At 72.2% G+C, this 12,623-nt stretch carries 12 protein-coding genes; 3 read left to right on the top strand and 9 right to left on the bottom strand.

What is annotated here, in order from left to right; translation table 11 throughout:
- Positions 1-112 precede the first annotated feature (112 nt).
- Both ABD841_RS24015 and ABD841_RS24010 read left to right on the top strand, forming a co-directional pair.
- Positions 113-718 carry a TetR/AcrR family transcriptional regulator gene (locus ABD841_RS24015; RefSeq protein ID WP_344976002.1) on the top strand — a complete coding sequence of 202 codons (606 nt, stop codon included), beginning with the start codon at positions 113-115 and terminating at the stop codon, positions 716-718.
- A 57-nt stretch (positions 719-775) separates the two neighbouring features.
- Positions 776-2,047 (top strand): polysaccharide deacetylase family protein, encoded by a 1,272-nt coding sequence (locus tag ABD841_RS24010; RefSeq protein WP_344976000.1) that lies wholly within the window; start codon positions 776-778, stop codon positions 2,045-2,047.
- A 151-nt stretch (positions 2,048-2,198) separates the two neighbouring features.
- Here the strand turns inward: ABD841_RS24010 and ABD841_RS24005 are convergent, their stop codons facing one another.
- From ABD841_RS24005 to ABD841_RS23980, 6 genes are all read right to left on the bottom strand, one after another.
- Positions 2,199-2,516: an STAS domain-containing protein gene (locus ABD841_RS24005; protein ID WP_344975997.1), complete on the bottom strand. Its 318-nt coding sequence runs from the start codon at positions 2,514-2,516 to the stop codon at positions 2,199-2,201.
- 195 nt (positions 2,517-2,711) lie between these two features.
- Complete coding sequence (locus ABD841_RS24000; protein WP_344976102.1) at positions 2,712-3,305, bottom strand: response regulator transcription factor; 594 nt, start codon at positions 3,303-3,305, stop codon at positions 2,712-2,714.
- A gap of 73 nt (positions 3,306-3,378) precedes the next feature.
- Positions 3,379-4,587 (bottom strand): sensor histidine kinase, encoded by a 1,209-nt coding sequence (locus ABD841_RS23995; protein ID WP_344975994.1) that lies wholly within the window; start codon positions 4,585-4,587, stop codon positions 3,379-3,381.
- A gap of 40 nt (positions 4,588-4,627) precedes the next feature.
- Positions 4,628-5,425 (bottom strand): ABC transporter permease, encoded by a 798-nt coding sequence (locus ABD841_RS23990; protein WP_344975992.1) that lies wholly within the window; start codon positions 5,423-5,425, stop codon positions 4,628-4,630.
- A gap of 91 nt (positions 5,426-5,516) precedes the next feature.
- A complete protein-coding gene (locus ABD841_RS23985) occupies positions 5,517-6,575 on the bottom strand; it encodes an ABC transporter ATP-binding protein (protein WP_344975989.1) in 1,059 nt (352 codons plus the stop codon).
- A gap of 91 nt (positions 6,576-6,666) precedes the next feature.
- Positions 6,667-9,837 carry a S41 family peptidase gene (locus ABD841_RS23980; RefSeq protein ID WP_344975986.1) on the bottom strand — a complete coding sequence of 1,057 codons (3,171 nt, stop codon included), beginning with the start codon at positions 9,835-9,837 and terminating at the stop codon, positions 6,667-6,669.
- Between the two features lie 66 nt (positions 9,838-9,903).
- Here ABD841_RS23980 and ABD841_RS23975 point away from each other — a divergent pair, with 66 nt between their 5' ends.
- Positions 9,904-10,497 carry a cob(I)yrinic acid a,c-diamide adenosyltransferase gene (locus tag ABD841_RS23975; protein ID WP_344975983.1) on the top strand — a complete coding sequence of 198 codons (594 nt, stop codon included), beginning with the start codon at positions 9,904-9,906 and terminating at the stop codon, positions 10,495-10,497.
- A 267-nt stretch (positions 10,498-10,764) separates the two neighbouring features.
- Here the strand turns inward: ABD841_RS23975 and ABD841_RS23970 are convergent, their stop codons facing one another.
- The 3 genes from ABD841_RS23970 to ABD841_RS23960 form a co-directional block, all read right to left on the bottom strand.
- Positions 10,765-11,481 carry a DUF642 domain-containing protein gene (locus ABD841_RS23970; RefSeq protein WP_344975979.1) on the bottom strand — a complete coding sequence of 239 codons (717 nt, stop codon included), beginning with the start codon at positions 11,479-11,481 and terminating at the stop codon, positions 10,765-10,767.
- A 230-nt stretch (positions 11,482-11,711) separates the two neighbouring features.
- Positions 11,712-12,125: a DUF2550 domain-containing protein gene (locus tag ABD841_RS23965; protein WP_344975976.1), complete on the bottom strand. Its 414-nt coding sequence runs from the start codon at positions 12,123-12,125 to the stop codon at positions 11,712-11,714.
- Positions 12,126-12,166: 41 nt separating this feature from the next.
- Positions 12,167-12,574 carry a F0F1 ATP synthase subunit epsilon gene (locus tag ABD841_RS23960; RefSeq protein ID WP_344975973.1) on the bottom strand — a complete coding sequence of 136 codons (408 nt, stop codon included), beginning with the start codon at positions 12,572-12,574 and terminating at the stop codon, positions 12,167-12,169.
- Positions 12,575-12,623: the final 49 nt, after the last annotated feature.

The raw sequence follows: 12,623 nt of genomic DNA, 5'->3' as shown, positions 1-12,623 counted from the left end.
TTCCACAAAAAGGATCTTGCACCCATAATGGGGGATTCCGGGGGCCAGATCATGAGGTGGAAGTGATAACGCGAGGGTTTGTCAACCCCGCAGGGGTTGACAGGGGCTTGACATGAACGGACGGTCATACCGGGGAATGTCCGCGGAGGAGCGGCTGGCGGAACGCCGGGAACGCCTGCTCTCCGCGGCGTACACGCTCTACGCCGACCCCGGGTTCCCGGACACCACGATCGAGAAACTCTGCGCCTCGGCCCGCATCTCCAACCGCGCCTTCTACGAGTGCTTCTCCGGACGGGACGAGCTGATGCAGGCACTGTACGACCGCTGTGTGCAGGAGACCCTGCAGTCGGTCACGAAATCGATCGAACAGGCCCCCGACACGCCGGCCGACCGGGTCAGAGCGGGGATCGCGGGGTACATCACCTTCGTCACCGAGGACCGGCGCCGCGCCCGGATCATGCACCTGGAGGTTCGCCGGGCGGGCGACTGCCTCATCACCTCGCGGCAGCGGGCCGTCACCGCCTTCAAGGACATGCTCGCGTCGAGCGTCGCCGACCTGCCGGAGGCGGTCAAGGCCAACCGGCACCTGCTCGCGCTGGGCATGATCGGAATGATCCAGGAGCTGCTCATCGAATGGGTGCTGGCCGACGAGGCGCCCGCGGTCGACCACCTGATCAACACCGCCACGCATATCTTCTACCGGTCTTTCATAACATGACCGTTCTTTGGCACGATTCGCCGAAGATGCAGTTACTCAGCGTGATTTCCTGACCCCATGACACGCGGGATGCCGGCGGCGGCTCTGGGGATCTCGGTGGCGCTGGGTGTCGCGGCCTGCGCCCAGGTGACACAGGTCGGGGACGCCGGAAACGAGACGGTCCAGGAGTCCTCCGGACCGGAGGCGGGCCGGGAGCCCGGACAGGAGGCCGTGGGCCGCGTCGCCGCACGCGGGGCGGAAAACACGAGGACGCGCGCGCGGGCCGGGCGGCCCGCGGCCGGGGCGCCCTGGTGCCCGGAGCTGGCGGGCGGCCCGGTCCCGGTGGCCGTGCGCGGGCAGCTCGCCGCCCCGGGCTCGGGGCGGTGCCGGTTGCGCCCCGGGGAGCGCCCGCCGCAGTTCGTGGTGATCTCCTTCGACGGCGCGGGAGTGGACAGCCAGGGCTGGTTCCCGATCTTCCGGCAGGCGGCCCGGCGGAACCGCGCCACGCTCACGTTCTTCCTGTCGGGGGTCTACCTGCTGCCGGAGGACCGGCGCCACCTCTACGACCCGCCCCGTCACCCGCGGGGCACCTCCCGGATCGGCTTCCAGCGCCGCTCGCGGATCGCCGCGCAGGCCGCGCAGCTGGGCGCCGCGTGGCGGGAGGGGCACGAGATCGGCAGCCACTTCAACGGCCACTTCTGCGGCGCCGGGGGAGTGCGCACATGGACGGCCGACGACTGGCGCCAGGAGCTGGAGCAGTTCTACGGCATGGTGGAGCGCTGGCGGGAGAACGCCTCGCTGACCCACCTGCCCGATCTGCCGTTCCGGATCCGGGACACGGTGATCGGCGGACGCACGCCGTGCCTCGAAGGCGACCGTGAGCAGATGTTCCAGGCGTTCTCCGCCTACGGCTGGCGCTACGACGCCAGCGGGATCGGCTGGGTGGCGTGGCCCGGGAAACGGGCGGGGCTGTGGCAGTTCCCGATACCCAGCGTGACCATCCCCGGCACCCGGCGCAGGGTGCTCGGCATGGACTACGACTTCTTCACCCTCCACAGCGGGGCGAAGACCCGGCGGCCGCACATGTGGTCGCGCTGGAAGCGGCAGACCGTCTCGACCTACGTGGCCGCCGTGCAGGAGTCACTGGCCGGCGACCGGGCTCCGGTGTTCATCGGCAACCACTTCGAGAGCTGGAACGGCGGTATCTACATGCGTGCGCTGATCAGCCTGATGGACGAGGTCTGCACCCGGGACGAGGTGCGCTGCGTGTCGTTCGAACAGCTCGCCGACTGGCTCGACGCCCAGGATCCGGGAACCGTGGAGCGCCTGCGCGCCCGCGCCGAGGGCTGAACACGCGGGGCCGGGCGCCCGGCGCCGAAGGGCCCCGGCGATCGCGGAACGGCCGGGGGTTCCGGCGCGCGTGCGGGGACGGGCCCGGACGGGCCCGTCCCCCGATATGACCCGGCATCGCGACCGCCCCGCAGGCCGGCGGTGACCGGGATCAGGCCACCGCGGCCATGGGAAGCTCGACGGTGAGGATACGGTTGAGCCGGGTCACCGCGAGCACCCGCATGATCCTTGGCGGCACCCCCCGCAGAATGAGGCGGCGTCCCGCGCCCACAGCGCGGCGATGCGTGCCCACCAGCACCCCGAGACCGGTGGCATCGATCATTTCCAGACCGGAAAGATCCACGATGAGGTCGTCGTGCCCGGAGTCGACTGCCTCGTGCAGCCGCGGGCGCACTCCGGCCACGGTGCCCGCGTCGAGACGGTTCCCGACGCTGACGACCTGGGCCTTCGGGTTACCAGGGACGCGCATGCCTCCTCCTCACGCCCTGCCGCACGCCGAGGCACGGCCGGGCTCAACGGCGGTGCGTCACCGCAGCCAGCCGGTCACGCACCGCATTCGTACGGTGCCACAGCGCGAAAGGGGACGCGACCTTCCCTCGCCCCCGAATTCACACTTCTTACGACCATGGGATTCTCTTGCCCGTATCAAAGGAGAAAATGCGGTTTAGAGCCAACCTTTTTCTTGAGCCGCCCGGATCGCGGTGATCCGGTTGGTGGCGCCCAGCTTGGTGATGGCGTTGGACAGGTAGTTGCGTACGGTGCCCTCGGTCAGGTGGAGCGCGGCGGCGATCTCGGCCACCGGGGCGCCCCGCGCGGCGAGCCGCAGGGCGTCGCGCTCGCGTTCGGTGAGGGGGCTCTCCCCCGCCATCATCGCCGAGGCGGCCATCTCCGGGTCGAGGTAGCGCCCGCCGGAGTGGATTCTGCGGATCGCCGTCGCCAGCTCGTCGGCGGAGGCGTCCTTGGGAACGAAGCCGCGCACTCCCGCGGCGAGAGCCCGCCGCAGGTAGCCGGGGCGCCCGAAGCTGGTCAGCATCAGCACCGCGTGCCCGGACAGTGTCTCGGCGACACTCAGCCCGTCCGCCCCCGGCATCTCGATGTCGAGCACGATCACGTCCGGCCGGTGCTCCCGCACGGCATCGGCCACCAGGTCGCCCCTGGCCACCTGGGCCACCACCTCGATGTCCGGTTCCAGGCCCAGCAGGGTCGCGATGGCCTCCCGGATGAGGTGCTCGTCGTCGGCCAGCAGCACCCGGATCACCGGGCCGCTCCCGGCCGCCGCCCCGGTCACGGCGTTCCTCCGGCACAGCCGCACGCCCCGGCGCTCGCCCGGATCATCGCACTCCCTCCAGCGGGACCGCAGCCCGCAACGTGAACTCCTCCGCGCTCGCGGGGCCCGCCGTCAGGACGCCCCCGGCGGCGGCCACCCGCTCCGACAGGCCGACGAGGCCGGTGCCGCCGCGCCCGTCCACCGCGTCCGCGCCGTTGTTGGTCATCTCCACCGCGGCGGTCCCGTCGTGGAGCGTGATCGCGATGCGGCACCGGGTGGCGGAGCTGTGCCGCAGCACGTTGGTGGTGCCCTCCCGGACCACCCAGGCCAGCAGGGCGCCCGCTTCCTCCGGCACCGGCTCGCGCGGCGTCCGGAGGGTGCAGCGGATGCCGGCCGCCTCCAGCACCGCCGTCATGCTGCGCAGTTCGGCGGCCAGGTCGACCGTCCGGTAGCCGCGTACCGCCGCGCGGATCTCCTTGAGCGCCTGCCGTGCCAGGCCGCGCACCTCGTCCATCTCCGCCGCCGCCCGCCCGGCGTCCACGGCCGACAGCTTGGCGGCCACCTCGCTCTTGACGGCGATCGCGGAGAGGCTGTGCCCGACCAGGTCGTGCAGGTCCCGGGAGAAGCGGAGCCGCTCCTCGGTGACGGCCAGCCGGGCCTGCGCCTCCCGGCCCTCCTCCGCGCTCCTCATGACCTGCCAGAACCAGAACTGAAACCGGTTCGCCCACGGCATCATCACGGTCACCAGGAGGAAGGCGACGACGGCGGGCCCGGAGTCGCCGGACGGCGGAACGAACGGGACGGTGAGGACAGGGGTGGGGTCGTCCCCCGGTGGGACGAGGAGCAGACCGGTGCCGGCCGCGGCGAGGCAGGCGAGGACCGTGGCGGACCGGCTCAGCAGGAGCGCGACACCCGTCGCCCAGGCCGGGGCGAGCAGCCCCCAGGACCACGGTTCGCCGCCCTGGGTCAGCAGCAGGAGCACCACGACCGCGGCCGAGCCGAACATCTCGCCCCAGGCGGAGGTCCCGGCCATGGCCGCCCGGATCATCCTCAGGTAGAGGACGCTGAAGACCGCCAGGCCCGGCATCCCGACGAACAGCAGGACCGGCCGGACCTGCCCGCCACTCTCCCCGAATCCGGCCAGCGGGCCGGCCCAGGCGAAGAAGAGGCCGGCGGTCAGCGAGAGGAAGGTCATCCGGCGGACCCGCTGGAGGTGCGACTGCCTCTCCCGCCGGGGAACGCCCGAGGGGACGAGACGTCTGAGGCGTCTCATCCCCTCTTCGCGCGCTTTGAGAAACATGTCGTGACAGACGTTAGCCGCGCCGGGGTTCCCAGCGGAACAGCCACCTGGCCAGCACCCCCGCCACCGCGATCCAGATCAGCAGGACCGCGAACGAGGGCAGGGCCGTCAGCCACTGGCCGGCCATGCTCAGCGCCGCCCCGTCTCCGGAGACGTGGTCCCCGCCGAGGAAGGCGGTGCGCATGATCTCCACGAGCGGGGTCGCCGGGAGCAGGTGGGAGACCGTGCCCAGCACGCCGGGCAGCGTGTCGGCGGGGAAGGCGATCGGCGCCCCCAACAGCATGACCAGCAGCACCGGTAGCACCGTGACCTGGGCGAGCTCGGCGTTCGGGGTGATGCCCGAGAAGGCCGCGGCGAGCAGGCAGAACAGCACCACGCCCAGCACGGCGGCGAGCAGCAGCAGCGGCACGTTGGCCGGGACGAGCCCGCCGGACCGGCCGGCCCAGACGGCGACGAGCGCCACCTGCCCCAGGTAGAGCGCGAGCGCGCCCAGGGCGCTGCCGCCGAGGACCGCCGCGGCGGACGGCTGGCCCCCGCGCAGCCGCTTGAGCACCAACTCCTCACGCCGGGCGGTGAAGGAGTTCACCAGGTTGACGAAGACCGCGAACCCGGGAATCAGTCCGGGCATACCGGTCAGCACGAACAGCCGCCCGTCCACGCCCGCGATCTCCACGTCCCCCACGGACTCGGTCAGGAACCAGGCCATCAGGAGCGGCAGCAGCAGCACGTTGACCAGCACCGTGGTGTTCCGGCCGATCAGGGTCAGGTCGAGCCTGGCCAACCGGACGGCGTGCAGGACGTCGGTCCTCACGATCGTTCACCGTTCCTCTCCGGCCGTCCGGCCGCCGCTCCGCCGCGGCCCCGCAGGGTCGCGTCCTCCCTCTCGCCGGTGCCGTCCCGCCTCATCTCGCCTCACCGACCACCCGCATGAAGACGTCCTCCAGGGTGCCCCGGCGCACGGTCAGCCGCTCCAGGGTCTCGCCCCGCCCGTCGGCCCAGTCCAGCAGCCGCCGGACCGCGGCGTGCGCGCGGCTCTCGGCCCGCCCGCCGGTCAGGGTGTAGGCGACCTCCGTGCCGCTGCCGTAGGCCAGCACGGGGACGACGCCGTCCAGCGCGGGCAGGTCGCCGAAGGACCAGGAGGTGCCGGCCAGGCGGAAGGAGACCACGTCGCCCGACCGGGCGACCGTCTCCTCGACCGTGCCGTGGACGTGGATGCGGCCCTCGTGCATGATGGCCAGCCTGGTGGCCAGGCGCTCGGCCTCCTCCAGGTAGTGCGTGGTGAGCAGCACGGTGGTGCCCGCGGCCCGCAGGTCCTCGATCACCTTCCAGGTGTCGCGGCGGGCCTCGGGGTCCATCCCGGTGGTCGGCTCGTCCAGGAAGAGCACCTCCGGCCGGGAGAGCACCGCGAGCGCGAGGTCGAGCCTGCGCTTCTGGCCGCCGGAGAGCTGCCGGACCTTGGTCCTGGCCTTCCGCTCCAGCCCGACCAGCTCCAGCACGCCCATGACGTTCCGGTTGACGCCCCCGGCCCGGCCGAAGAGGGCCGGCCCCCGGGGCGGCTCGGCGGTGCCGGCCAGGGTGACCGGGCGGCCGGCGTCCTCGCTCAGCCCCTTCCACAGGTCGACGGTCTCGGCCACCGTGAGGTCACCGATGAAGCCGCCCTCCTGGAGCATGATCCCCACACGGGGCCGCAGCTTGCGCTGGTGCCGGACCGGGTCGAGCCCGAGCACCCGGACGGTGCCGCCGGTGGCGGCCCGGAAGCCCTCCAGGACCTCCATCGTGGTGGTCTTGCCCGCGCCGTTCGTGCCGAGCAGGGCGAACAGCTCGCCCCTCGGGACGCGGAAGGAGACACCGCGCACGGCCTCGAAATCACCGTACGCCTGCCGGAGGCCGTCGACCTCGATCACATGATCGAGGTCGGCGGCCGCGGCGCCGGACGCGCCCGCCAACTGTGGGGTTCTCATGGCGACAATCGTCGTCTTACCGCGTTTCAGCAGGTAGTCGTCGATATCACCAGGCAACCAGTGATCTGTCAGGTCGCGCGCATGACAAATGTCATCGCGGCTTCTCCTCCGACCGCGGCGGGAGGGCGGGGCGGCGGCGGGAGGGCCGGGTGGAGCGGTCGGGCGGGGTCGCCGCCGGGCGCTCCCCAAGGGCGGCGAGCGCGAGCCGCACCGCCTCCTCGACCTGCGGATCCCTGCCCGCGGCCCAGTCGTCGGGGGTGATGTCGACCTCGACGTCGGGGTCGACGCCGTAGTTCTCCACCCCCCAGCCGAGGCCCTCGAACCAGAAGGAGTACTTGGGCACGGTGATGCTCGACCCGTCGACCAGGCGGTGGCTGTCCTCGATGCCGATGACGCCGCCCCAGGTGCGGGTGCCCACCACCGGCCCCAGCTTGTGGATCTTGAAGGCCGCGGTGACGATGTCGCCGTCGGACCCGGCGTTGTGGTCGGTGATCGCGACCAGCGGGCCGCGCGGCGCGTCCTCGGGATAGGTGATCGGCGCCATGCCCCGGGGCAGGTCCCAGGCGACGACCCGGCGGATCAGCTTCTCGATGACCAGCTCGGAGGTGTGACCGCCCCGGTTGCCGCGGACGTCCACCACGAGCCCCTCGAAGGTCATCTCCCTGCGCAGGTCGCGGTGGAACTGCGCCCAGCCCTCGGCGACCATGTCCGGGATGTGCAGGTAGCCGAGACGGCCGCCGCCGAGTTCCCTGACGTGCGCCCGGCGGTCGGCCACCCAGTTCTGGTAGCGCAGCCGCCGGTCGTCGCCGAGCGGCGTGACGACCACCCGGCGCCCGCCGCCCAGGGTCAGCTCGACCGGCTTGTCCGCGGCGCCCACCAGCAGCCGCGCGGGCCCCTCCGGAGGCACCGGGCGGCCGTCGACCGCGAGCAGCACCTCGCCCCGCCGGATTCCCACCCCGGGCGCGGCCAGCGGCGAGCGGGCGTGCACGTCGGAGGACTCCGCGGGCAGCACCCGGTCCACCTGCCAGCGGCCGTCGGCGTTCCTGGACAGGTCGGCGCCGAGCAGGCCGACCGGATCGGCGGCGGCGTACCCCCAGGGGGCTGCGCCGACGTAGGCGTGCGAGCTGCCCAGCTCTCCCACGACCTCCCAGAGCAGGTCGGCGAAGTCGTCGGCGGTGGCGACCCGGTCCACCAGCGGCCGGTACTCCTCCAGCACCCCGTCCCAGTCGACGTCCGCCATGTCCTCGACCCAGAAGTCGGCGCGCATACGCCGGCCCATCTGGGTGTAGGCGTGCCGGCGGAGCTCCCGCGGGTCGGCGGTGATCCGGATCCGGGACAGGTCGACGGACGTGTCGTCGCCGTTCTTCCCGCCCGGCTTGCCGGTGGCCGGGCGGACCGTCAGCGTGCCCTTGTCGCTGACGACGAGCTGCGTGCCGTCGCCGCTCACCCGGTACCAGTCGAGTTTGTCGACCACTTCCTCCCACTTGCGCTTGGCCAGGTCGTAGCGGTCCAGCGCGGGGCGGGGCGCCTCGCCGCCCACCTGCTCCCTGTCCTCGCCGAGCTCCCCGGCCAGCGGCTCGCGCAACCAGACGAACCCGCCCTTGACCGCCCGCAGGTCCGAGTAGCGGCCCTCGGGCACGGGAACCTGCACGACCCGGGCGGCGATGCCGTCCAGGTCGACGGTGAGCGCGGCGTCCTCCTGCCCGTCGTCGTCCCCGCCGTCGTCGGCGGCCCGGCCGGTGGAGCTGGGCGCGAACGGGGACGGCGTGCCCGCGGCCAGCGGCACCAGGTAGGGGCGGTAGCCGAACGGGAAGGACATGTCGAAGGAGTGCGCGTCGTAGATCGGGTCGAAGCCGCGGCGCGACAGAAACGCCAGGTAGTCCCCGGCGAACGCGGGCGAGATGTCCACGAACCGGCCGTCGGTGACGTCGGTCACCGTCCGGTCCGCCACCCTGGCCAGCCGGATCCTGCGCAGCTGCGCGCCGTCCGGGTGCGACCAGGCCAGCCAGGCCGAGTCGGGCGACCAGGCCGGGCCGGTGATCTGCCCCTCGGCCGCGGCCAGCTCGGCGACCTCCCCGGAGGCCACGTCCACCAGGAGCAGCCGCCCGTCCCGGGCCGCCACCGCGATCGTGTTCCCGTCCGGCGCCACGGCCAGGTCGCCGACCTCGCCGAGCAGACCGGCGGCGATCCTGCGGGTCTCGCCTCCCCCGGCCGGGCAGATCTCCAGCCCCTGCACCAGGCCGTCGTCGAAGACCCACACCACCCGGTCGGGACCGAGCAGGCGGGGCCGCCCCGCCGACAGGCCGGTGCTGAGCTGGCGTGCCGGGCCGTCCCGGTGGGTCACCCAGTGCACCGTGCCCTGGACCTCCACCGCGCTGGCCCGCCCGGTCGCGTCCACCGCCAGGTCGTGCAGCCGCCTGCCCGCGTTGACCTGGTAGGGCTGCCGTCCCCGGACCGGGGAGCCGAGGGTGACGTCGAGCTTGCGGGTCTCGGCGCCGAGGTCGTCGAGGAGGTAGAGGTCGCCGGCGTTCTGGTAGACGATCCTGGTCCCGTCGGTGGTGGCGTGCCGGGCGTAGAAGACGTCGTGGTCGGTGTGCCGGCGCAGGCCGGTGCCGTCCAGCTCGCAGGAGTAGAGGTTGCCCACGCCCTCGTGGTCGGAGAGGAAGGCGAGCCGCCCGCCGACGAGCATCGGGCCGGCGAGGTGGCCGTTGAGATCCGCCAGGAGCCGGGTGAAGCCCTCGTCCCCCCGCCGGACCCACAGGCGCCCGGCCGTGCCGCCCCGGTAGCGCTTCCAGGTGGCCGGGTCCCGGGAGAGCCCGGCGACCAGCAGCGCCACCGCCTCCCCGGTCACCGACAGGTCCACGACCGGCCCGTACGGCAGCGGCTCGGCGAGCCCCTCGCTCAGCTCGTAGGCCCAGGTCTGCGAGGCGAACGGCCTGCCGGTCGCGCTGATCGCGAGCACCTTGCCGTCCGGCGTCCAGCCGCGCGTGCGAGTCCGGACGTCTCCCCAGTAGGTCAGCCGCTCGGCCGAACCGGACTCCAGATCGGCCAGGTAGACCTCGGGAGCGCCGTCGCGGACACCGGTCCAGGCGACCTTCGTACCATCGGGCGAGAGGCGGGGGTGGCCCGCGGGAGCCCGGTCCGCGGACAGGCGCCACGCCCGGCCGCCGTCCGCCGGGGCGACCCAGACGTCGTCGTCGGCGACGAAGGTCAGCGTCTCGCCGGAGATGTGGGGGAATCGCAGGTAAAAACCAGAAGCCATCGGCAAATCATATTGTCCGCTATCAGGTTAATCAGGGCCATTTCTGGGGTCGATACGCTGAGGCACATGACGCGAGCAGACAGAGACAACCCGGTGGTGCTCTCCAAGATTTACACCCGCACCGGAGACGACGGCACGACCGCGCTCGGCGACATGAGCCGCACCCGCAAGACCGACCCGCGCCTTGCCGCGTACGCGGACGTGGAGGAGGCGAACGCGGCGATCGGGGTGGCCCTGGCCATGGGTGTCCTGGCGGAGGACGTCACCGCGGTGCTCGCACGCGTGCAGAACGAGCTGTTCGACGTCGGGGCCGACCTGAGCACCCCCGTCACGCCGGATCCCGAGTTCCCGCCGCTGCGGGTCGAGCCCTCCTACGTCGAGTGGCTGGAGGCGCGGTGCGACGAGTTCAACGAGCGGCTCAAGCCGCTGCGCAGCTTCGTCCTCCCGGGCGGCACCCCGGTCGTCGCCCAGCTCCACGTCGCCAGGACCGTCGTCCGGCGGGCCGAACGGACCGTCTGGGTGGCGCTGGAGGCCCACGACGACGTCAACCCGCTGACCGCCAAGTATCTCAACCGGCTGAGCGACCTGATGTTCATCCTCTGCCGGGTCGCCGCCGACGGCGACGAGGTCCTCTGGAAGCCGGGTGGCACCCGCAAGTAGCCTGCCCCCGAACGCCGGCCCGGTCCCGCCGCCGGATGGCCGGCCCCTGCCGGGACGGGGTTTCCGCAGGGTCGCGTGACGGACCACCGGGGTCCCGGTTTCACGGTTCCGTGCCGCCGGGCGCGGGATCGCCGAGGCGTTGACCGGGTGCTCGGCACCGGATGCGCCTCGGGGGACGCGGGGGGAGCTCGAATCCGGTTCACCGGGGGGCTCTCTCCCCGGCCGGAGGCCCCGGCGCGCGCTCCGGGGCCTCGGAACCGCCGGACGTCAGTCGCCGTTGCCGGGGATCGCGACGTGGTTGTCGAGGTCCGCCTCGTCAGGCCCCAGCTTGATGGAGCCCGCGTGGAGGTCCAGGGGGTGGAACCTCGGCATGACCACCACGTCGTCGATCACCGGGCCGTACGCCCCCGCGGTGGCCGAGACGAAGCGCAGGATCGCCCGCTCACCCTGCGAGCAGAAGCCGAAGCCCTCCTTGACGTAGCCCATGTCCTGCGGCGACTTGTCGGTGGTGTCGAAGGCGAAGTTCTTCTGCACGATGAGCGGGCCCTGGCTGACCCGGACGTACCCCCGCTTGATCACCGGACCCCCGTAGGTGTTGCCTGCCAGGGCGAAGACCACGTTGTAGCACCGCCCGGGAAGGGTCGGGATGACCTGCTGGATCGTCCCGGGCTCGGTGCCCGTGAGGTCCACGGACTGGCGTCCCTTGAAGGCCGGCCAGAAACTGTTCACACCCACCAGGTCGACGGAACCGCCGGTGACCCGCCACGCCCCGATGGTGCTCCCGACGCCCAGTTCGGTGCTGCCCGGGCTCCACGGCCACTCGAAGCTGCCGTTGTTCACCAGCGGCGCCCCGGCCGGGACGGCCGCCCGTCCCTCGGCCGGCGCGGGAGCGGCCGCCCCGACCGTCAGGACGAGGGCGCAGGCCGCCGGCAGCGCCACGGCCAGCCGGGCCAGCCCGCCGGCACGGGACAACACAACACTCATGATCTTCCTCCTACCGTGCGCGTTCGCGCACGCCAAAGGAGCAGCTCGCGTGCTGGAGAGGCACAGGAACACACCTTCCGCGCACGACTCGCTACTCGGAGTAGTTGATGGAAGATCAAATGTAGCCGAGAGGACGGTTCCCACCGCGATGGCACGCCCGGCGCGAACCGGAGAAAAAGCGCTCAGCGCCTGGTCAGGTCATGTCGAGAAAGCCGCCCGGCACCCGGGACTCAGGCCACGTCGAGATAGGCGCTCGGCGGGGCGGACTCCAGCCAGGCCACGAAACCGGTCAGCGCCCGGTAGCCCATGGCGAGTTCGAAGGCGCTCTCGCCGTTGCGGACCTCCAACGCGGTCACACCCTCCAGGAACCCGTAGAACTCGCCGGGCCCGATCCTGCGACGCCCGGAAATGACAAGGCCGCGCCTCACGATGACGTGGCGCGGCCTTGGCAGCAGACCTATGAGCGGGATCCAGTTGAGGTGACCGTCGGCATAGCGGGCCGCCCCGACCCGCCAGCCTCGCTCACCGGACATGGGGCGCAGGCAACACAGGACCGACCCGCGGGAGCGGATCAGGAAGAGCACCCGGAACGCCAGTAGGGCGACGAGCAGCCCCACCACGATGAGTACGTCCAGCACCACCATGTCTGCCCGCCCCCAAAAACCCCAACGCCGAGAAGCAGAATTTATCCGACTTCCGCGCCCGCCGCGCGCAGTCGGGCCCGCGCGCGCTTGGCCTCGGCGGCCGCGTCCGCGTCCGCCTGGTTGGCCTCGACGGAGGCCTGGGCCCGGTCCAGGGCGTTCTTGGCCCGGGGGATGTCGACCTCGGAGCCGAGCTCGGCCACCTCGGCGAGGATCGACACCTCGTCGTTGGCCACCGAGAGGAAACCTCCGTGGACGGCGGCGACGAGATCGGCCTCGCCGTCACCGCGCTTGACCGTCAGCAGGCCGCCCTCGACGAGAACACCGAGCACGGGCGCGTGCTTAGGCATGATACCGATCTCGCCGTCGACGGTCTTGGCAATCACCATGTCGGCCTCGCCAGACCAGAGCTCACGCTCCGGGGAGACGACGCCTACTCGCAGCTTCGCCACTTTCTCTCCAGTTCCTTGTCGAACCAGGTGCCGGTGCGGCCGGGCCGCA

This window comes from Streptosporangium fragile, from assembly GCF_039534445.1.
In the GTDB taxonomy this organism is placed as follows: Bacteria; Actinomycetota; Actinomycetes; order Streptosporangiales; family Streptosporangiaceae; genus Streptosporangium; species Streptosporangium fragile.
Note: the sequence above shows the minus strand (reverse complement) of the source record. Positions and strands in the feature narration are given on the sequence as shown.